Annotated in this window: 17 protein-coding genes and 1 riboswitch; of the genes, 11 read left to right on the top strand and 6 right to left on the bottom strand. The window is 63.6% G+C overall.

From position 1 onward, the window contains the following. The 4 genes from KI612_RS00220 (at position 1) to metH (ending at position 7,023) form a co-directional block, all read left to right on the top strand. A complete protein-coding gene (locus KI612_RS00220) occupies positions 1–1,494 on the top strand; it encodes a YifB family Mg chelatase-like AAA ATPase (protein WP_226441819.1) in 1,494 nt (497 codons plus the stop codon). Further along, positions 1,487–2,683, top strand: a complete 1,197-nt coding sequence (locus tag KI612_RS00215) for a multidrug effflux MFS transporter (protein WP_226441818.1) — start codon at positions 1,487–1,489, stop codon at positions 2,681–2,683. Before KI612_RS00220 ends, KI612_RS00215 begins: the two co-directional genes overlap by 8 nt. Further along, entirely contained in the window at positions 2,680–3,174 is a 495-nt protein-coding gene (gene bamE, locus KI612_RS00210; protein WP_226441817.1) for an outer membrane protein assembly factor BamE domain-containing protein, read from the top strand. The genes KI612_RS00215 and bamE overlap by 4 nt, the downstream gene beginning before the upstream one ends. Before the next feature lie 49 nt (positions 3,175–3,223). Next, positions 3,224–3,291, top strand: a riboswitch (S-adenosyl-L-homocysteine riboswitch). A 69-nt stretch (positions 3,292–3,360) separates the two neighbouring features. Next, a complete protein-coding gene (gene metH, locus KI612_RS00205; protein ID WP_226444322.1) occupies positions 3,361–7,023 on the top strand; it encodes a methionine synthase in 3,663 nt (1,220 codons plus the stop codon). A gap of 64 nt (positions 7,024–7,087) precedes the next feature. On the opposite strand, the gene KI612_RS00200 is transcribed toward metH, so the two are convergent. Further along, positions 7,088–7,954 carry an AraC family transcriptional regulator gene (locus KI612_RS00200; protein WP_226441816.1) on the bottom strand — a complete coding sequence of 289 codons (867 nt, stop codon included), beginning with the start codon at positions 7,952–7,954 and terminating at the stop codon, positions 7,088–7,090. A gap of 184 nt (positions 7,955–8,138) precedes the next feature. Here KI612_RS00200 and KI612_RS00195 point away from each other — a divergent pair, with 184 nt between their 5' ends. Beyond that, complete coding sequence (locus tag KI612_RS00195) at positions 8,139–8,795, top strand: HAD family hydrolase (RefSeq protein ID WP_226441815.1); 657 nt, start codon at positions 8,139–8,141, stop codon at positions 8,793–8,795. A 4-nt stretch (positions 8,796–8,799) separates the two neighbouring features. Further along, positions 8,800–9,813 (top strand): UDP-N-acetylmuramate dehydrogenase, encoded by a 1,014-nt coding sequence (murB, locus tag KI612_RS00190; protein ID WP_226441814.1) that lies wholly within the window; start codon positions 8,800–8,802, stop codon positions 9,811–9,813. Here murB and KI612_RS00185 read toward each other — a convergent pair. Further along, positions 9,764–10,498 carry an N-acetylmuramoyl-L-alanine amidase family protein gene (locus tag KI612_RS00185; RefSeq protein ID WP_226441813.1) on the bottom strand — a complete coding sequence of 245 codons (735 nt, stop codon included), beginning with the start codon at positions 10,496–10,498 and terminating at the stop codon, positions 9,764–9,766. The genes murB and KI612_RS00185 overlap by 50 nt on opposite strands. A gap of 106 nt (positions 10,499–10,604) precedes the next feature. Between KI612_RS00185 and KI612_RS00180 the strand changes: the two genes are divergently transcribed. Next, positions 10,605–11,174, top strand: coding sequence for a hypothetical protein (locus KI612_RS00180; RefSeq protein ID WP_226441812.1), 570 nt, complete (start codon positions 10,605–10,607; stop codon positions 11,172–11,174). Positions 11,175–11,188: 14 nt separating this feature from the next. On the opposite strand, the gene KI612_RS00175 is transcribed toward KI612_RS00180, so the two are convergent. Continuing rightward, positions 11,189–11,515, bottom strand: a complete 327-nt coding sequence (locus KI612_RS00175; RefSeq protein ID WP_226441811.1) for a DUF1840 domain-containing protein — start codon at positions 11,513–11,515, stop codon at positions 11,189–11,191. A 76-nt stretch (positions 11,516–11,591) separates the two neighbouring features. On the opposite strand from KI612_RS00175, the gene KI612_RS00170 reads away from it, so the two are divergent. Genes KI612_RS00170 through KI612_RS00155 form a run of 4 tightly spaced genes read left to right on the top strand, consistent with a single transcriptional unit; the run spans position 11,592 to position 15,072 of the window. Continuing rightward, entirely contained in the window at positions 11,592–12,242 is a 651-nt protein-coding gene (locus KI612_RS00170) for a methyltransferase domain-containing protein (protein ID WP_226441810.1), read from the top strand. A 3-nt stretch (positions 12,243–12,245) separates the two neighbouring features. Continuing rightward, positions 12,246–13,139: an ROK family protein gene (locus KI612_RS00165; RefSeq protein ID WP_226441809.1), complete on the top strand. Its 894-nt coding sequence runs from the start codon at positions 12,246–12,248 to the stop codon at positions 13,137–13,139. Positions 13,140–13,157: 18 nt separating this feature from the next. Beyond that, on the top strand, positions 13,158–13,838 hold the full coding sequence (locus KI612_RS00160) for an MOSC domain-containing protein (protein ID WP_226441808.1): 681 nt from the start codon (positions 13,158–13,160) through the stop codon (positions 13,836–13,838). 13 nt (positions 13,839–13,851) lie between these two features. Further along, the gene (locus KI612_RS00155; RefSeq protein WP_226441807.1) at positions 13,852–15,072 is read left to right on the top strand and encodes an MFS transporter; all 1,221 of its coding nucleotides are present in this window, start codon (positions 13,852–13,854) and stop codon (positions 15,070–15,072) included. On the opposite strand, the gene KI612_RS00150 is transcribed toward KI612_RS00155, so the two are convergent. The 3 genes from KI612_RS00150 to hemE form a co-directional block, all read right to left on the bottom strand. After that, positions 15,016–16,017 (bottom strand): hypothetical protein, encoded by a 1,002-nt coding sequence (locus KI612_RS00150; protein ID WP_226441806.1) that lies wholly within the window; start codon positions 16,015–16,017, stop codon positions 15,016–15,018. The two genes, KI612_RS00155 and KI612_RS00150, sit on opposite strands and share 57 nt — an antisense overlap. 51 nt (positions 16,018–16,068) lie before the next feature. Next, a complete protein-coding gene (locus KI612_RS00145; RefSeq protein WP_226441805.1) occupies positions 16,069–18,051 on the bottom strand; it encodes a primosomal protein N' in 1,983 nt (660 codons plus the stop codon). A gap of 299 nt (positions 18,052–18,350) precedes the next feature. Beyond that, entirely contained in the window at positions 18,351–19,418 is a 1,068-nt protein-coding gene (hemE, locus tag KI612_RS00140; RefSeq protein ID WP_226441804.1) for a uroporphyrinogen decarboxylase, read from the bottom strand. Positions 19,419–19,445 lie beyond the last annotated feature (27 nt).

Genomic DNA, 19,445 nt, shown 5'->3' with positions numbered 1-19,445 from the left:
ATGGCACTGGCCGTCGCTCACAGTCGCGGACTTGACGGCCTCAACGCACCTCCGGTTCTGGTCGAGGTGCATATTGCCAGCGGCCTGCCCAGCTTCACGCTGGTCGGCCTGCCCGATACCGAAGTCAAGGAAGCGCGCGACCGCGTGCGCGCCGCCATTCTCAATTCTGGCTTCGAGTTTCCCGCCAAGCGCATCACTGTCAATCTCGCACCAGCCGACCTGCCCAAGGAGTCCGGGCGTTTCGACCTGCCGATCGCACTGGGCATTCTCGCGGCAAGCGGTCAAGCCCCCGCCAAGGTACTGGCCGATCATGAGTTTGCCGGCGAGTTGTCGCTCTCCGGCGAACTGCGTCCGATTCGCGGCGCGCTGGCCATGGCCCTGCAGACCGCCGGCAATGGCAAGGCTTTCATCCTGCCCGAGGCAAGCGCCCGGGAAGCAGCCCTGACCGGGGCCGACAATATTCTTGCCGCCAACTCCCTGCTCGAAGTCTGTGCCCATCTGGCCGGGCAGCAAATGCTCGCGGCAGCACCAGCGGTCGACAGTGAAAAACCGCCGGTTTTCCCCGACCTTGCCGAGGTCCGCGGCCAACATCAGGCCAAGCGCGCGCTCGAAGTTGCGGCGGCCGGCGGCCATTCCCTGATGATGATCGGCCCGCCCGGCTCCGGCAAATCCATGCTCGCGGCCCGCCTGCCCGGCCTGATGCCGCCGCTGGAGATTGAAGCGGCACGCGCTTCGGCGGCCGTGCTGTCGCTGGCCGGGCAGTTTCGCCCCGAATCGTTCGGCATCCGGCCCTATCGCCAGCCGCACCACACCGCCTCGGCCGTCGCGCTGGTCGGTGGCGGCAATCCGCCGCGTCCGGGTGAAATCAGCCTGGCGCACCAGGGCATTCTCTTCCTTGACGAGATCCCGGAATTCGACCGAAAAGTGCTGGAAACCCTGCGTGAACCGCTGGAAACCGGCCGCATCCATATTGCCAGAGCTGCCCGTCATGCCGAATTTCCGGCCGAATTCCAGCTGGTCGCCGCAATGAATCCATGTCCTTGCGGCTTTCATGGCCACAGCAATGGCAAATGCCGCTGCACGCCCGACCAGATTGCCCGCTACAAAGGCCGTCTGTCCGGACCTTTCCTGGATCGCATCGACATCCTGATCGAAGTCCCGGCCCTGCCGGCCGAGGCGCTGAGCGGCAAGAGCGATGGCGAAACATCGGCCAGCGTACGCCAGCGGGTCGAACCGGCGGCCACCCGGCAATACGAGCGCCAGCACAAACCGAATGCCCGGCTCACGGCCGGCGAGGTCGAAGTGCACTGCGTGCCGGACGACGCCGGCAGCAATCTGCTCAAGCAGGCGATTACCCGCCTCGATCTCTCTGCGCGTGCCTGGCACCGCATTCTCAAGGTCGCCCGCACCATTGCCGATCTGGCCGGCAGCGAACGAATCCTCGCCCCGCATGTCGGAGAAGCCATTCAGTATCGGCGTCTCACCCATGACTAAAGCCCGTCCCGCACCACGCGGCATAGCAATGTTGCTGGCCGCGCTCTCGGCGCTCGGCCCGTTTTCCATCGACACCTACCTGCCGTCCTTTCACGAGATCGGCGAAAAACTGCACGCGACACCGCTGCAGGTGCAGCAGACACTCTCTGTCTACCTGCTGGCCTTTGCCATGATGACCCTGTGGCACGGCGCAATTTCAGACCGCTTTGGCCGCCGCCGGGTGATTCTTGCCGCACTCGGCCTGTTCGGACTGGCCTCGGTTGGCTGCCTGGTCGCCACCAGCATCGAGCAGCTATGGTTCTGGCGCGCCATGCAGGGCGTTACGGCCGGTGCCGGCATCGTCATCAGCCGCGCCATCGTGCGCGACCTGTTCGACGGCCCGCCGGCGCAGCGCCTGATGTCGCAGATCACCATGATGTTCGCACTCGCCCCGGCCATCGCACCGGTCATCGGCGGCTGGCTGCAGACCTTTTTCGGCTGGCGCTCGATTTTTGCCTTTCTGGTGCTGTCGACCGCTGCGCTCGGCTTCGCCTGCTGGAAACTGCTGCCGGAAACCCTGCCGCCGGAAAAACGCCAGTCGCTGCAGCCCGCCTACCTCGGCCGCAGCTATTTCAAGGTCTTGACCTCGCCGCGCTTCCTGTTTGCCTGCGCCGCGCTGTCGCTCAATTTCCTCGGTTTCTTCATCTACGTGCTGTCGGCGCCGACTTTCCTGATGAAACACCTTGGTGTTCCGGAAACCGGCTTCCTCTGGCTGTTCGGCCCGGCGATGAGCGGCCTGATGGGTGGTGCCTGGTTGTCCGGACGCCTGGCCGGCAAGCGTTCGCCGGAAAAGACCATAGGCCTCGGCTATCTCCTGATGGTCAGCGCCGCCATTTTCAATGTCAGTCTCAATCTCGCCCTGCCGCCCGGCCTGCCGTGGAGCGTCATGCCGATCTTCGTCTACACGCTGGGCATGTCGCTGGCGATGCCCAGCCTGACGCTGCTCGCCCTCGATCCCTTCCCCGAACAACGCGGTCTCGCCGCGTCCTGTCAGACCTTTTTCCAGTCCGGCGCCAACAGCATCGCCGCCGGCCTGATCGTGCCGCTGCTCTGGGGTTCGACCCTGACCCTGTCGCTCGGCATGGCCGGCCTGCTCAGCCTTGGTGGCCTGGGCGCTTTCGCTCACCGCAAATGGAGACGCAAGAAATGAAAATCCCCGCCTGGATCAGCGCCGTGTTCGCCGCCATCGGCGCAGCCCTGCTGCCCGCCTGCGACGCGGTCAACCTGCCCGAGATCAAGCCGGGCATCACCACCGCCGCCGAAGTCCGTTCGCGCATGGGCAACCCGGCTTACGAGTTCGGCAACGACGACGGCAGCGTCACCTGGGAATACAACCGCCAGCCGAACGGTACGAGCTGCTACATGATCACCATCGGCAGCGACCAGATCGTCCGCACAATGGAGCAGGTCCTGACCCCGGCCAATCTTGCGAAGATCCGCGACGGCATGACTCGCGCCGAAGTTCGCCGTCTGATCGGCGCCCCGGGCTCCAAGGTGGTGTTCGACAATCTCGGCGAAGACATCTGGGAATGGCGCATCGCCGGCGTCACCCCGATGGAGGAAACCTACTTCATGGTGCATTTCGACCTGGCTTCCGGCGGCGTCAAGAAGACCTCACAGCGCGTCGCAACGAAAGGCTAGATAAATCAAGGCACTTGGCAGGCCGGGCGGCGGCCGGTAAACTAGCGCCTCTGCCAAGGAGCGCTGCGACCCTGCACTGGGGCCAGGCTTGGCAATGATCAACGGCGCTCGCAAACCCAGCCGGTTTGTGGCGCCTTTTTTTCGGCTCCCTCCGGCGTGTTTTTTGTTTCGCCGAGGTAATCCATGATCCAAGCCGACCGTACTGCCGAACTCCAATCCCTGCTCCAGCAGCGCCTGCTCGTCCTCGACGGCGCCATGGGCACGATGATCCAGCACCATGGACTACAGGAAGCGGACTACCGCGGCGAGCGCCTCAAGGATCACCCGCACGACCTCAAGGGCAACAACGACCTGCTGCTGCTGACCCAGCCGCAGATCATCAGCGGCATCCATCGTGCCTACCTCGAAGCTGGCGCCGACATTCTCGAGACCTGCACCTTCAACTCGACCGCCGTCTCGCAGGCCGATTACAACCTGACCGAGCTGGTCTATGAGCTGAATTTCGAGGGCGCCCGCATCGCCCGCGAGCTGTGCGACGAATTCACCGCCGCCAACCCGGCCAAGCCGCGCTTCGTCGCCGGCGTACTCGGCCCGACCAGCCGCACCGCCTCGATCTCGCCGGACGTCAACGACCCCGGCTACCGCAACGTCACTTTCGACGAACTGGTCGCCAATTACCTCGAAGCCATCACCGGCCTGGTCGATGGCGGCGCCGACATCCTGCTCGTCGAAACCGTGTTCGACACGCTCAATGCCAAGGCTGCGCTGTTCGCCATCGAAAGCTTCTTCGAGCAGACCGGCCGGCGTTGGCCGGTGATGATCTCGGGCACGATCACCGACGCGTCCGGCCGCACGCTGTCCGGCCAGACCGCCGAGGCTTTTTGGAACTCGCTGAGCCACATCCGGCCGCTCTCCTTCGGCCTCAACTGCGCGCTCGGCGCCAATGAATTGCGCCAGTACGTCGAAGAGCTGTCGCGTGTTTGCGACTGCTTCGTTTCCGCCCACCCGAACGCCGGCCTGCCCAATGCCTTCGGCGGCTATGACGAAACACCGGAAATGCTCGCCGACGAGATCGAGAGCTGGGCCAAGACCGGCATCGTCAATATCGTTGGCGGCTGTTGCGGCACCTCACCCGATCACATCCGCGTCATCGCCGAACGCGTCACAGCGGTCACCCCGCGCAAAGTGCCGGAAATCGAGAAGAAGCTGCGCCTGTCCGGGCTGGAGCCGTTCAATGTCGGCGCTGACTCGCTCTATGTGAACGTCGGCGAGCGCACCAACGTCACCGGTTCGAAAGCCTTCGCCCGGATGATTCTCGAAGGCCGCTTCGACGACGCCCTGGCCGTTGCCCGCCAGCAGGTCGAAAACGGCGCGCAGGTCATCGACATCAACATGGACGAGGCGATGCTCGACTCGATCGCTGCGATGGATCGTTTCCTCAAGCTGATTGCTTCGGAACCGGACATCTCGCGCGTGCCGATCATGATCGACTCGTCGAAATGGGAAGTCATCGAAGCCGGCCTCAAGTGCATCCAGGGCAAGGGCATCGTCAATTCGATCTCGATGAAGGAAGGCGAAGCCAAGTTCATCGAACAGGCAAAGCTCGCCCGCCGCTACGGCGCCGCCGTCATCGTCATGGCTTTCGACGAAAAGGGCCAGGCCGACACCTACGCGCGCAAGACCGAGATCTGCCAGCGCGCCTACGAACTGCTGCTGAGCATTGGCTTCCCGGCCGAAGACATCATCTTCGACCCAAACATCTTCGCGATTGCGACGGGGATTCCCGAGCACGACAACTACGCCGTCGATTTCATCGAGTCGGTGCGCTGGATCAAGCAGAACCTGCCGCACGCGCACATTTCCGGCGGCGTCTCCAATGTGTCGTTTTCTTTCCGCGGCAACGACGCCGTGCGCGAAGCGATCCACACCGTATTCCTCTACCACGCGATCCAGGCCGGCATGACCATGGGCATCGTCAATGCCGGCATGCTCGGTGTCTATGACGATCTGGAACCGGTGCTGCGCGACAAGGTCGAGGACGTCGTGCTCAACCGCAATCCCGGCGCCGGCGAGGCGCTGGTCGATTTCGCCCAGACCGTCAAGGAAGGCAAGGCCAAGGATTCCGGCCCGGATCTTTCTTGGCGCGAACAGTCGGTCGAGAAGCGTCTGGAACACGCGCTGATCAAGGGCATCACCGACTTCGTTGTGGCCGATACCGAGGAAGTCCGCGCCAAGCTCGAAAGTGAAGGCAAGCCGCCGCTTTCCGTCATCGAAGGGCCGCTGATGAACGGCATGAACGTGGTCGGCGACCTGTTCGGCGCCGGCAAGATGTTCCTGCCGCAGGTCGTCAAGTCGGCGCGTGTGATGAAACAGGCGGTCGCCCACCTGCTGCCCTACATCGAAGCGGAAAAGACCCGCACCGGTCTGGGCAGCAAGGGCAAGATCCTGATGGCCACGGTCAAGGGCGACGTGCACGACATCGGCAAGAACATTGTCGGCGTCGTGCTCGGCTGCAATGGCTACGACGTCGTCGACCTCGGCGTCATGGTCTCCTGCGACAACATCCTCAAGGCGGCGCTCGAGCATCGCGTCGACATCATCGGCCTGTCCGGCCTGATCACGCCCTCACTCGAGGAAATGGCTCACGTCGCCAGCGAGATGCAGCGCCTGAACATGAAGCAGCCGCTGCTGATCGGCGGCGCCACGACCAGCCGCGCCCATACCGCGATCAAGATCGCCCCCAATACCGAAGGCGCCGTGGTCTACGTGCCGGACGCCTCGCGTGCCGTCGGCGTCGCCACCAAGCTGCTTTCCGCCGACCAGCGCGACGGCTACATGGCCGAAATCGTCGCTGAATACGAAACCGTGCGTGCCGAACACGCCGGCCGCAAGGGCGCCACCATGGTCACGCTGGCCGAAGCCCGCACCAACCGTTTCACGTGGAACGAAACTTATACGCCGGTCAAACCGCAACAGCCCGGCCGCCACACGCTGACGCTGGACCTGGAAAAGCTGGTGCCCTACATCGACTGGTCGCCCTTCTTCCAGAGCTGGGACCTGGCCGGCCGCTACCCGGCCATCCTGCAAAACGACGTGGTCGGCGAAACCGCCCGCCAGTTGTTTGCCGATGCGCAAGCCATGCTGAGCAAAATCGTCAGCGAGAAGTGGTTGACCGCCAAGGCGGTGTTCGGCCTTTACCCGGCGCGCGGCGACAACGAAGACATCATCATCTACAGCGATGAAAGCCGCACGACCGAGCTGACCCGCTGGGTCGGCCTGCGCCAGCAGCACAAGCAGCCGAAGGGCCGTTTCAATGTCGCGCTCGCCGATTATGTCGGGGCAGAAGACTACGTCGGCGCCTTCGCCGTCACTGCCGGTCTGGGCATTGATGAACGCGTCGCCGCCTTCGAAAAAGCCAACGACGACTACTCGGCAATCATGCTCAAGTCGCTCGCCGACCGTTTCGCCGAAGCCGCTGCCGAATGGCTGCACGCCGAAGTACGCACTCACTACTGGGGCTACGCCAGCGACGAGAAGCTCGACAACGACGCACTGATCAACGAGCAATACAAGGGCATCCGCCCTGCCCCCGGCTACCCGGCCTGCCCGGACCACACCGCCAAACGCGAACTGTTCGCCCTGCTCGATGCCCCGAACACGGCCGGCATGCAACTCACCGAATCCTGCGCGATGACGCCGGCAGCGGCGGTGTCCGGCTTCTACATCGGACATCCGGCAGCGACCTATTTTGCGATTCCGAAGATTGGCCGGGATCAGTTGGAAGATTGGGCGGCACGCAAGGGCATGTCCCTCAAGGACGCCGAGTACTGGCTGGCGCCGCTGCTCTGATCCGGGACTTGCAGCAAAAATGGCCTCGCATGCGAGGCCATTTTTCCGTCGGCTTGATGCAGCGCTACTTCAACGGCAGGTAGATATCCGTCACCAGATCGGCCTCGGCCGTTTCCGGCAGCAGATTCAGGTAATGGAAATAGAGCGGGAAGTCGCGCAGTTCCTCACCGCTCTCCGGTGGCCACTCGCGGTAAAGCGGGTAGATGCTTTCGCCGATCCGGGTATGCGAACCGCAGTGCCGCACCCGCGCGCAACGCCCGCCGGGAATGCACTTGTTGAGCACGCCCTGCGCATTGGGCGGTACCTCGGCCAGCACTTCGCCGGCGATGTCGAAACGGAACTGATCCGGCTCCGTCGTATCGGGATTGTCGTAGACAATGCCGAAACTCCGGCTGCTCTGTTTGGGTGACAGACCGCTTTGCTGGCGCCAGGCGATGAACTCACCGACCGATTCGTTGACGCGCTCGGGCGGGCCGCGATGTTCGCGCACCGCGAGCAAGGTCGTTGTGAAATTGACGATTTCAACCTGCATGTTTCTCTTCCTTTCCGGAATGCGGAATCGATAGCGCTCGTGCCACGACACCCAGTCCGGCGCCCGCCTGAATGCGGAGGGCGACTTGCCGAAGGTGTTCCTGAAAGCGCGGGAAAACGATTCCGGGTTTTCAAAGCCGGTATCCAGCGCGATGTCGATCACCTTCCGCCGCCGGTTCAAGGCGAGCTGGTAACTGGCCCGCCGCAGCCGCAACAGGAGGACGTAACGCCCGACACTGGTCCCGACAAACTCGGCGAATTGCCGATGGAAATGAAATTTGGAGAAATTCGCGACCTGGCTCAGTTGCTCCACGCCCAGGCTCTCGTGGAGATGGGCCTCGATGTAATCAAGGACCCGGTCCAATCGTGCCGCATACGCTGTTGCCCTGGCTTCGCTCATTGTTCTTCCTCTATCCATGGCCAGCACTATGCGCGACACGGCAGATGAAATCCTGACTCGGATTGCTCACTATGTGCAAACTCCCGATCTAAGGATTGATAGATGCAGGAATGCTGGCGGGGATTATCACCGAATGCCTCAACGCGGGCGATAATTGCGCCTCCGCCAACCGTCACTAGCCGCCATGCCTCGCCACCCGCACATCCTTTTCGATCTCGACGGCACCCTGATCGACTCCGCCCCCGCCATCCTGGCCAGTTTTCGCGAGGCCTTCGCGCGGACCGGCATTGCGCCGGCGCGGAGCATCGACGACAGCGTGATCGGGCCGCCGCTCGTGGAAACCCTGCAACTGCTGTCGGGCAGCGATGATCCGGCCCTGGTCGCGGAGCTGGCCGAAGCCTTCAAGGCGAGTTACGACAGCGAGGGCTACAAGGCGACGGCCGCCTTTGCCGGGGTCGGCGAATTGCTCGCCGAGCTGGCCGGTGCCGGGCTGACGCTGTCGATTGCCACTAACAAGCGCATCCACCCGACCCGGCTGATCCTTGAGCATCTCGGCTGGAGCGGGCATTTCGCCCATGTTTATTCCCTCGACCTGTTCACGCCGCGCCTCCCCGACAAGGCGGCGATGATCGCCCGGCTGCTCGCCGACCAGAACATCGCCCGGGAGCAGGCGATCTACATCGGCGACCGCAGCGAGGACGGCGAGTCGGCGGACGCCAACGGCCTGCCCTTCATCGCCGTGACCTGGGGTTACGGCAGCCTGACTGCCGGCGAGATGCGCGCCGGCTGGCGGGCGGCGGCGCAGCCGGAAGCGCTGGGCGCGCTGCTGCTTGGCGAATGAGCGCATGAAGCTCGCCACCGCCGTCGACCTGACGCCCTTCAATACCCTCGCCCTGCCTGGCAAGGCGGCACGCTACCTGAAAATCACCGATCCGGCGCAGTTGACCGATCCGGCACTGAAAGACGGGCCGCGCTTCATCCTCGGCGGCGGCAGCAACCTCGTGCTGACCGGCGATTTCGCCGGCCTGCTGCTGCACATGGCGATCCCCGGCAAGCGCTTGTTGCAGGAAGACAAAGATGCCTGGTACATCGAAGCCGGCGCCGGCGAGAACTGGCACGACTTCGTGCAATGGACGCTGCATCAGGGCTGGCCCGGCCTGGAAAATCTCAGCCTGATTCCCGGCACGGTCGGCGCCGCGCCGATCCAGAATATCGGCGCCTACGGACTGGAAGTCGGCGAATGTTTCCATTCATTGACCGCCTGGGATTTTGAAAAGCAGGAATTTACGACCGTCGACCGTCTGGCCTGCCGCTTCGCCTACCGCGACAGCCTGTTCAAGCAGCAAGGCTGGCATTTGACCGGCCGGATGGCGATCATTTCAGTGGTTTTCCGCCTGGCGAAAGCCTGGCAGCCCAATATCCGCTATGCCGATGTGGCGCAGGAGCTGGCCGCGCGCGAGATCGCCGCACCGACGCCGCAGGAAATCGCCAACGCCATCATTGCCGTGCGTCAGCGCAAGCTGCCCGACCCGGCGCAGATCCCGAATACCGGCAGCTTCTTCCACAACCCGGTGGTCAGCGCTGCAGAAGCCGAGCGGCTGGCCAGCACCTACCCGAATCTGCCGCGTTATCCGCAGCCCGATGGCCGGGTCAAGCTGGCCGCCGGCTGGCTGATCGAACAGGCCGGCTGGAAGGGGAAAAACCTCGGGCCGGTCGGCATGTATGAAAAACAGGCGCTGGTCCTGGTCAACCGCGGCGGCGCCACCGGCGACGACGTCAAACGCACCATGGCCGCCGTGCAGGCCGAGGTCAGGGCGCGCTTTGCGGTGGATCTGACGCCGGAGCCGATATTTCTTTGACCGACAGGCAGGCGGCGATGCCGGTCGCCACGACGTCGGCCATCAAGGTCTGACGCTCGGGATCGAGCAGCTCAAGCTCTTCGTCACGGTGCTTGATGACCCCGGCCTCGAAAAGCACGGCCGGCAAGGTCGTGCGGTACAAAACCACGAGATTGTCGTAATACCAGACACCGTTTTCAGCATCGGCCGGCTTGTGTTTGCGGCCATGCCAGGGCGTCGGTACGAAACCGGCCCGGCGTAGCTGGCTGCCGATCGCCGAAGCGCAGCGCAGGCTGGTTTCCAGGTCGGGATTCTGCTGTGACACGAATATGCCGTAGCCGCGTTTGACGTCGGTATGGGTACGCTCGACGCCCTCCCAGACCCAGGGCTTGAGCCAGGCTTCGCTGATCGAGTCGTGGTGGATGGAGATGAAGAAGTCGCTGCCTTTCGCCTGCTCCGGGCGGGCACTCAGGCTGCCGATATCGCCGGCAAAGTTGATTTCGCGGACCGCCAGCGTCTTCTCGCGCAAGGCCTTGGCCAGAACCCGGGCCAGCACGCCGTTGAATTCGAATTCGGCGCGGCCGCGCGCGCTGAGCGCGCCGGTATCCTTGTTGCCGTGCCCCACATCGACTGCCACCAGGGGCGCCGCAGCGGCAGCGGTCGACAGGCCAAAAAAGCAAAAAACCGGAAGAAAACGATAGTTCATCAGGCAATTATCGTGGCAAAACGTGCGTTTTCGACAGCGGCGGGCTGGAATTCGCGATGGCGCTTGCGCTATAGTTTGCCGAACCACCAGAGGACAAACGCCAAGAATGAGCAACAAGATCACCACCCAACGTGGCTCGACCGCCCACAGCCCCGACCTGAACTGGAGCCAGGTCCGCGAAACCGTGCTGATGCTCGAACTGGCCGCCGTCCAGATCGAAGCGGCAATGAAGGACAGCAATGCTTCGGTCGAAGTGCTGACCGACTCCTTCACGACCATGGCCGGCTACATGCGGACCATCTCCGATACCGTCGAAACCCTGCCCGACGATGGTTCGGTCGGCGAAGCCAAGAAGAATCTCGGCGGCATCTCGGAACACGTCTCGAGCATGGTGCATCAGGCGATCATCGCTTTCCAGTTTTACGACAAGCTGGTGCAGCGCCTCGCCCACGTCGGCATCAGTCTGGGCGACCTGAGCGATCTGGTCGGTGACACCGGGCGCCTGTTCAATCCGGGCGAATGGGTCGCACTGCAGTCAAAGATCAAGTGCAAGTACACGACCCGCGAGGAAATCGCGATGTTCGAGGCGGTCATGCAGGGCATGCCGGTGCAGGAAGCAATCGATCATTTCATGGCGGAAATGAAGGACAAGAACGACGATATCGAACTCTTCTGAGCACCGGCCGGACGTCAGAAGGCGTTCGGTGCTTCCCAGATGATGTTCGCGTCCGGACCGGAACGACCGGTGCGGTCGAGCATTTCAATCAATGGCCAGGCACGCGTGCCGAGGGCAATGACCGGCGGCTTGGTCTTGTCGCGCTCTTCTTCATCTTCCTCGGGCGGCTTGCCGGCCCGTGCCACCGCCTGGCGCAAAGCCTCGGCAGCAAGCGGCATTTCCTCCCGCGTGAAGGTGCCACGCGCGGTCGTCTCCTTGCCGATTGCTTCCAGCAAAATCTTCGCCGTTTCGGCAAACATCAGGACTTCGCCTGTTTCACTCGATACAAATCTAACCAGCATATTTACTTCCTTTGACCATCCGGGTTGTCAGAGCACCCGGCCATCGTGCACAATGAACTCAAGGGAGAGATAAAGCATGAGTACACATAGTACCGTCAATCCGATGGAGCCAGGCACCGACGAGCTCGAACGCTTCGCGCTGGAAGAGTGCGTCAAACGCCATCGCTTCGACAACCGGGTATCGGTACTGATCATGCCGGCAGGTCATTGCGAACTGGCTACCGAGTTTGCCCGCCTCGGCGCCCAGGTCACGGTCGCCGACAACGAGGCGCGGCGCCAGGACATCAATGGCCGCATCCTCGCCGCCAGCATGATCAACGAAATCAGCTTCGCTCCCTGCACCCTGCCGCAGCCGCCGGAAAACTCGCCCGGCGAGCCCTTCGACATCATCATCGTACGGCGCAGCCTGTGCGGCCTGCCTTACGCCGAAGCCCGCCAGGTCGTCCGCGAATTGCTGCAAAAGCTGCGCATCGGCGGCAAGCTCTACGTCTCCATTCTTGGCCTGCACTCCGAACTGAGCGAGGGCTACGCCTGCTACGACGAGGATGTCGAAGCCCGCTTCTGCGAGCTGGCACCGCCGATGGTCAAGAAATACGGCATCAAGGGTCCGGTCTGTCTGTATTCCGAACGCAATCTTTTCATGCTGCTCCTGGAAGCCGGCGGCAGCGTGCTGCGCACCCTGACCACCACCTACGGCAACGTCAAGGGCATCGCTGTCCGGGTCTGAGCCTTGCGTCTCGGCATCGACCTCGGCGGCACCAAGATCGAGATCATCGCGCTCGCCGCTGATGGTCACGAACTGCTGCGCCGGCGTGTTGCGACGCCGCAGGGCGATTACCGGGCGACGCTGGCGGCCATCGGTCGACTGGTTGAAAATGCCGAAAATGAACTGGGCCAGCGCGGCAGCGTCGGCCTCGCCATCCCTGGCGCCGAATCGCTGGTCACCGGCCTGATCAAGAATGCCAACTCGACCTGCCTGATCGGCCAGCCGCTGCGCCAGGACCTGCAAACCCTGCTCGGGCGCGACGTCCGCCTTGCCAACGACGCCAACTGCTTTGCCTTGTCCGAAGCGATCGACGGCAGCGGTCGTGGTGCGAATATTGTCTTCGGCGTCATTCTCGGCACCGGCGTCGGCGGCGGCATTGTCGTCCATGGCCAGGTGCTGACCGGTGCCAACGCGATTGCCGGCGAGTGGGGCCACAACCCTTTGCCGCCGGGCGAAGGGGAAAGCGGCCCGGCACCGGATTGCTATTGCGGCCGTCGCGGCTGCGTCGAAGCCTGGCTGTCCGGCCCGGCCATGGCGCGCGACCATCTGGCCAACAGCGGCGAAGCCCTGAACGCGATCGAGATCGAGGCCCGCGCCAACGCCGGCGATGCCGCCTGCAGCGCCACCCTGGCGCGCTACGAAGCCCGCCTCGGACGCGCCCTGGCCGGCATCATCAACATCCTCGATCCGGACGTGATCGTGCTCGGTGGCGGCCTGTCGAAAATGCAGCGCCTCTACCGCAACTTGCCGGCGGCCTGCGGTCCACATGTTTTTTCCGACGCTTTTTACACCAAAATATTGCCCCCGACACATGGGGATTCCTCGGGGGTGCGCGGCGCGGCCTGGTTGTGGAATTGATGGCAGAATCCGGCAACCATGGCGCATATCTCTCTCTTCGTCGGCGACATCCGGCCGCTCCCTGAGTCGGGCCGCCCCAGCGGCATCTACAAGCAGCCGGCAACGGGTTCGCTCGAACTTGGCCCGGAGGGTTTCATCGGCGATCATCAAGCCGACCGGCGCGTGCATGGCGGCCCGGAAAAAGCCGTCCACCTCTATCCGAGCCGGCATTACGCCCAGCTTGCGGCCCGCTTTCCGGAAGCCGCGGCGCAACTCGTTCCCGGCAGTCTCGGCGAGAACATCGCCACCGCCGACCTCGACGAAAGCGATGTCAGCATCGGCGACATCTACCGCCTGGGCAGCGCCCGCCTGCAGGTTTGCCAGCCGCGCAACCCGTGCTGGAAAATCGACGAACGCTTCGCCAGCGACGGCATGGCGCTTTTCATCGCCGAACTGCGCCTGACCGGCTGGTACTGGCGCGTCCTGACGCCCGGCCGGGTTGAACCGGGCGCCGAGCTGATTCTCGAACAAACCGCCAGCAACAGTCTGACCCTGGCCGCCGCCCTGCTGCTTTGCCAGGCGCATCGCCCGCCGCTCGCCGAACTGGCCACCTTGGCTGCCGCGCCCGGCATTGCACAGGGTTGGCAGCAAAAGCTGGAAACCCGCCTCACCTGGCTACGCCAGAATCAGGCTCCCTCACCCGCGACCAGTTCCACGTGAAACCCGAATGAGCATGAATCAGACAGAGCAACGCCGGCTGTGGATCAGCCTCTTCCTGCCCTTTGCCGCGGGTTATTTCCTGTCCTACCTGTTCCGCACCGCCAATGCGGTGATCGGCCCGGTACTGGCGCGTGAGCTGGCGCTCGGCGACAACGCGCTCGGCCTGCTGACCAGCACCTATTTTCTCGCCTTTGGTGCCGCCCAGTTGCCGCTTGGCATGCTGCTCGACCGCTTCGGACCGCGCCGCGTCGAGGCTGGCCTGCTTCTGCTCGCCGCCGCCGGCGCTGCCGTCTTTGGGCTCTCAGACACGCTGACCGGCCTGGCCAGCGGTCGCGCCCTGATCGGGCTCGGCGTCTCGGCCTGCCTGATGGCATCGTTCAAGGCCTTCAGCCAATGGTTTCCGCCCGAGCGCCAGGCCTCGCTGACCGGCTGGATCATGGCCTCCGGCGGCCTCGGCGCACTGGCCGCATCGAAGCCGCTTGAGCTGGCACTCGGCTTTGCCAGCTGGCGCGAGATCGCCCTCGGCCTGGCCGCAACCACCCTGCTCGTCGCCGCCCTGCTCTGGTTCCTGGTTCCCGACAAGGCCGGTGAAGAAAAGCAGGCCGGCGGTTTTGCCGCGCAAATGGCCGGCGTACGCAGCATTTTCGCCAGCCGGCATTTCTGGCGCTATGCGCCGATGGGCTTCTTCTTCACCGGCGGCTTCATGGCCGTGCAGGGGCTATGGGCATCGCGCTGGATGAGCGTGCTCGAAGGACTGGAGAGTACCGGCATCGCCTATCGCCTGACGCTGATCAGCGGTGCCATGCTGGCCGGTTTCCTGTTCATGGGATTTTTCGCGACGCGCCTGGTACACCGCGGTATCGCGCTCGACAAGCTCTACCTCGGCGCCATGTTGCTCGCCCTCGCCTGCTTCGCCCTGATCAGCGCCCAGCCGACGCTGGCCGGTGGCTTGTTGTGGCCGGTCCTCGGTGCCTGCTTCTCGCTGTCCAACATCTCCTACTCGCTGGTCGCCCAGGCATTTCCGCCGGCACTTTCCGGGCGCGCCAACACGGCGCTCAACCTGCTCGTTTTTGCCGGCGCTTTCGGCCTGCAATGGGGCATCGGCATTCTCGTCGACAACCTGCAGGCAGCCGGCTGGGCAGGCGACGCGGCCTTCCGCGCCGCCTTTTTCAGCCTGCTAGGCGGCCAGTTGCTGGCCCTGCTCTGGCTGTTCCTGGGCGGTCGACGCGCCTGAAACGGCCAAATCGACCTGCTGCAGGTTACCCACCTCACCCGCTTCGGATAGATAGACACCAGCCGCGCGGATCTGGCCGAGCAGTTCGTTGTCCCTGGTTTTGAGTGAAAACGGCGCGTCGACCGCGCCGGTGTACAGCGCGCCGACCCCACCTTCGCCCAGCGTCTGGTAGTCCTTGCCCGACCACAGGCCAAGCTGGCTCCAGGCCGGGTCCGCCTCGTCTATCCAGCCGTTGTGGTCGCTGTCGAGCTTGGCAAGATCGGCAAAGCCGTTACCACTGGCGACGCCGAACAACTCGCTGCCGTTGTCGGCCTTGCCGTTGCCGTTACGGTCGAAGACCAGGAAGCAACTGGCGGCACCCAGACCGGGAATCTGCTCGGCGACACCATCGGCATTCAGGTCGAAGCTCAGGCGCTCATCGGTCAACTCGCAGGAATTGCCGGAAAAGCTGAGCACCAGCGGGTCGCGCAACGCGATGCTGCCGGATTCACTGCTCGTCTTCGTGCTCTGGTAATCACGGGAAAGAGCGAGCGAGAAGTCGAAGTCTATCGCCCGGCCATCGCAGGTTTTCACCTTGCCGCTACCGCAGACATTGGTCCGCTCCGACTCGGAAACGGTTTCACACACCGTGCGCTGCCAGGTGATTTCCGCAGTGCGGCCGGCTGGCGGCGAGCTTGCCGTACTTGCCGCCGCGGCCGGCAAATCCTTGCCGGCGGCAAGATCGTCACTGCATTTCTTGCCATCGATCGCGGCAAGAATGGCGTCGACCAGCGACTGCAGCATTTTCTGCACGCGCTGGCGCACAGCCGCCTCGCCTTCGTCCGGGACCGCCACGAGGCTCTTGAACAAGGCGCGAAAGTCCGTATACATGGTCGTTTCGCTGGTTTGACTGCGACTGGCCTCGTGATTGGCCGAGAGTTGAACGTTCGATTCCTGGATACGCATGACACCCTCCTTGAGTGGTTTGGGTGCATCTATCCGCAAGGGTCGTGCCGGTCAGAATTCGTAGGGGTCGACTTCGATATGCCAGCGCAATTTCGCCGGCGCCTTGATGCCTTCAACGGCTTCCCGCCAGGCTGGCAGGAAGGCCTGCATGGCAGGCCGGGAATGCGATTCGACGAGCAGTTGGCCGCGTTCGAGATTGGCCAGGCGCGCCATTTTCATCGGGATCGGATCGAACACCAGGATATTGCCGTGCTCGGCGACCACCGGCAGACTGGCCGCCGTGGTCAGGAAGGCGATGGCGTCGGCCATCAGCGGTGCTTCAGCGCGCAGCATGGCCTGGAAGGCATAGGGCGGGAAACCGGCCTGCTCGCGCTCCTTGAGCAGGGTCGCGGCAAAGCCCGGGTAATCGTGCTTGACCAGCGCCGCGTACAGCGAATGATCCGGATACTGCGTCTGGATCAGCACCTCACCCTTCAGTTCGGCGCGACCGGCGCGGCCGGCGACCTGCATCAACTGCGCGAACAGGCGCTCCGGCGCACGCCAGTCGGCGGCAAAGAGGGCCGAATCGGCACCGAGCACACCGACCAGGGTCAGCTTGGGGAAATCGTGGCCTTTGGCCAGCATCTGCGTGCCGACCAGGATGTCGGCTTCGCCGCCGTGGATGCGTTCGAGGATGGCTTCCCACTGCTTGCGGCTTTTCACCGAATCGCGATCGACACGCAGGATGCGCGCCTCCGGGAAGGTTTCGCGCAACCAGCCTTCAAGGCGCTGCGTACCGCGACCGAAAGGATGGATGTCCTGATTGCCGCAGGTCGGGCAACTCTTGGGGATGCGATGCTCGCAGCCGCAATGATGGCAACGCAAGCGGCGGTCGGCGAGGTGCAGCACCATGTTGGCGGCGCAGCGCGTGCAGCGCGACACCCAGCCGCAGGCCGGACAGGCCAGCACCGGCGCATAACCGCGCCGGTTGAGGAAGACCAGGCTCTGCTCGCCGCGCGCCAGGCGGTCGCGGATGCCGGCCACCAGCGCCGCACTGACGCCTTCCTGCAAGACCATTTTGCGCGTATCCAGCACGTGGACCGTTGGCAGCGAGGCTTCCGGATTGGCCCGCTCCTTGAGTGTCAGCAGGTTGTAGCGCGTACCCTGCGCGTTGGCCCAGGACTCCAGCGACGGCGTCGCCGAGCCAAGCAAAATCGGAATGCCAAGCTGGCGGGCGCGAAAGACGCCGACATCGCGCGCCGAATAGCGCATGCCGTCCTGCTGCTTGAACGAGGAATCGTGCTCCTCGTCAATGATGATCAGCCCGAGGCGCGGCAGCGGCGTGAAAATCGCCAGGCGCGTGCCGAGCACGATGCTCGCCTCGCCGGCAAAGGCCGCCCGCCAGTTGCGCTCGCGCGCGGCTTCGGCCAGTTCGCTGTGCAGCGAAACGACGCCGGTATCGGGAAAACGCGCCCGCACCCGGCCTTCGAGCTGCGGCGTCAGGTTGATTTCCGGGACCAGCAGCAGCACCTGCTGGCCGGCGGCCAGCGTGCGCTCGATCAGGCGCAGATAAACCTCGGTCTTGCCGCTGCCGGTCACACCGTGCAGCAGATGCGCGGCAAAGCCGGCGGCCGGGTCGATCGCCTCGACGGCAACCGCTTGCTCACCGGTCAACTCGGGTCGGGGCACGCTTTCCGTGATTTTGACCGGACGCGCATTGCGCCGGGTCGGCGGATCGAGGCGCTTGAGACCGGCCGGCAAGGCCTGCAGCAATACCTCGCCGTAGGCCGCCTGGTAATAGCTGCTGGCAAACTCGCACAAACGCAGGAAATCGGCCGGCAAGGGCGGCACGTCGCGCAGGATCTCGCCGGCCACCTTCAACTGCTCAAGCGGCCAGTCGCTGCCCGCCGCAACCTCGACGATGATGCCGATTTTTTCGCCGCGCCCGAAGGGCACGCGCACGCGCAGGCCAACGTCAGCGGTCGACGCCTCGGCCGCGACATAATCGAACAGCCGGTGCAGGGGCAAATCGAGGGCGACGCGTAAGACGGGCATGGATCAACGGCGAGAGCCGAAATTTCTCCGGTTTTCCTGGGGAAAACCTTGCCAGAGACAAGGTTTTTATCTTACCCACAAAAGCTGTGGATAACTTTGTGGATTTCTTCTGGATGTTTGCGCTAAGTAGTGGTCAGCAAAGGGATTTGTCACTTCGCCGCAATAATGGGCAAAACACAAACCCCTTTAAATTCATCAACTTGGACAATAATCATCCTGTCAAGCGATTTCCCGGATTTTTTTGTTCCGGCGATCAAGGCACTGTGCATAAGTAGCGCCTTGACCCTTACTTATGGCTATTACTTACGTAATAAACGACTGTGCGCATGCACGGTTTCAACCAGCGCGGTGACACTTTCCGGCGGTGTGTATTGCGAAATGCCGTGACCGAGGTTGAAAACGTGACCGGTATTGCCGGCACCGAAGCTGTCGAGCACTTTCTTCGCCTCGGCAGCCACGACTTCCGGCCCGGCAAACAGCACGTTCGGATCGAGATTGCCCTGCAGCGTGACCTTGTCGCCCACGCGGCGACGCGCTTCGCCGATATCGATCGTCCAGTCCAGTCCGACCGCATCGCAGCCGATGGCGGCGATCTTTTCCAGCCACAGGCCACCGTTCTTGGTGAATACGATGCTCGGAATGCGCTGGCCGTCCTTTTCCTTCTTCAGGCCGGCCACGATGCGCTGCATGTATTGCAGCGAGAACTCCTGGTAGGCCGCGTTCGACAGCGAACCGCCCCAGGTATCAAAAATCATCACTGCCTGGGCACCGGAATCGATCTGGGCATTCAGGTAGGAAATCACCGATTCGGTGGTTACCGACAGGATCTTGTGCAGCAGGTCCGGCCGGCTGTACATCATGCCCTTGATATGGCGGAAATCGCTCGAACCCTGACCTTCGACCATGTAGCAGGCGAGCGTGTACGGGCTGCCGGAGAAGCCGATCAGCGGCACCGAGTTATCCAGCGCGCGGCGGATTTCGGCGACGGCATCCATGACGTAGCCGAGATGCTCGTAGGGATCGGTGGCGGTCAGGTTGTTGATCGCCCATTCCTCGCGCAGCGGACGCTCGAAACGCGGGCCCTCGCCTTCGGCGAAGTAGAGACCGAGCCCCATCGCATCGGGCACGGTCAGGATGTCGGAGAAAAGGATGGCCGCGTCGAGGTCGTAACGGGCCAGCGGCTGCAATGTGACTTCGCAGGCCAGGGTCGGCGACTTGCACAGGTTCAGGAAATTGCCGGCCCGCTTGCGGGTTTCGCAGTACTCCGGCAGGTAGCGACCGGCCTGGCGCATCAGCCAGAGCGGGGTGTATTCGGTCGGCTCCTTGAGCAGGGCACGCAGGAAGGTATCGTTTTTGGGTCGGCTCACGTCGCACTCCGCCATGAATTCGGAAAG

Source organism: Quatrionicoccus australiensis (assembly GCF_020510525.1).
Taxonomy (GTDB): domain Bacteria; phylum Pseudomonadota; class Gammaproteobacteria; order Burkholderiales; family Rhodocyclaceae; genus Azonexus; species Azonexus australiensis_B.
The sequence above is the reverse complement of the archived record's forward strand: the minus strand, read 5'-3'. Positions and strand labels throughout refer to the sequence as shown.

Bases quoted from the DNA above. Each gene is read 5' to 3' on its own strand.
- KI612_RS00220 (WP_226441819.1), top strand. From the start codon at position 1: ATGGCACTGGCCGTCGCTCACAGTCGCGGACTTGACGGCCTCAACGCA.
- KI612_RS00215 (WP_226441818.1), top strand. From the start codon at position 1,487: ATGACTAAAGCCCGTCCCGCACCACGCGGCATAGCAATGTTGCTGGCC.
- bamE (WP_226441817.1), top strand. From the start codon at position 2,680: ATGAAAATCCCCGCCTGGATCAGCGCCGTGTTCGCCGCCATCGGCGCA.
- KI612_RS00200 (WP_226441816.1), bottom strand. From the start codon at position 7,954: ATGAGCGAAGCCAGGGCAACAGCGTATGCGGCACGATTGGACCGGGTC.
- KI612_RS00195 (WP_226441815.1), top strand. From the start codon at position 8,139: ATGCCTCGCCACCCGCACATCCTTTTCGATCTCGACGGCACCCTGATC.
- murB (WP_226441814.1), top strand. From the start codon at position 8,800: ATGAAGCTCGCCACCGCCGTCGACCTGACGCCCTTCAATACCCTCGCC.
- KI612_RS00185 (WP_226441813.1), bottom strand. From the start codon at position 10,498: ATGAACTATCGTTTTCTTCCGGTTTTTTGCTTTTTTGGCCTGTCGACC.
- KI612_RS00180 (WP_226441812.1), top strand. From the start codon at position 10,605: ATGAGCAACAAGATCACCACCCAACGTGGCTCGACCGCCCACAGCCCC.
- KI612_RS00175 (WP_226441811.1), bottom strand. From the start codon at position 11,515: ATGCTGGTTAGATTTGTATCGAGTGAAACAGGCGAAGTCCTGATGTTT.
- KI612_RS00170 (WP_226441810.1), top strand. From the start codon at position 11,592: ATGAGTACACATAGTACCGTCAATCCGATGGAGCCAGGCACCGACGAG.
- KI612_RS00160 (WP_226441808.1), top strand. From the start codon at position 13,158: ATGGCGCATATCTCTCTCTTCGTCGGCGACATCCGGCCGCTCCCTGAG.
- KI612_RS00155 (WP_226441807.1), top strand. From the start codon at position 13,852: ATGAATCAGACAGAGCAACGCCGGCTGTGGATCAGCCTCTTCCTGCCC.
- KI612_RS00150 (WP_226441806.1), bottom strand. From the start codon at position 16,017: ATGCGTATCCAGGAATCGAACGTTCAACTCTCGGCCAATCACGAGGCC.
- KI612_RS00145 (WP_226441805.1), bottom strand. From the start codon at position 18,051: ATGCCCGTCTTACGCGTCGCCCTCGATTTGCCCCTGCACCGGCTGTTC.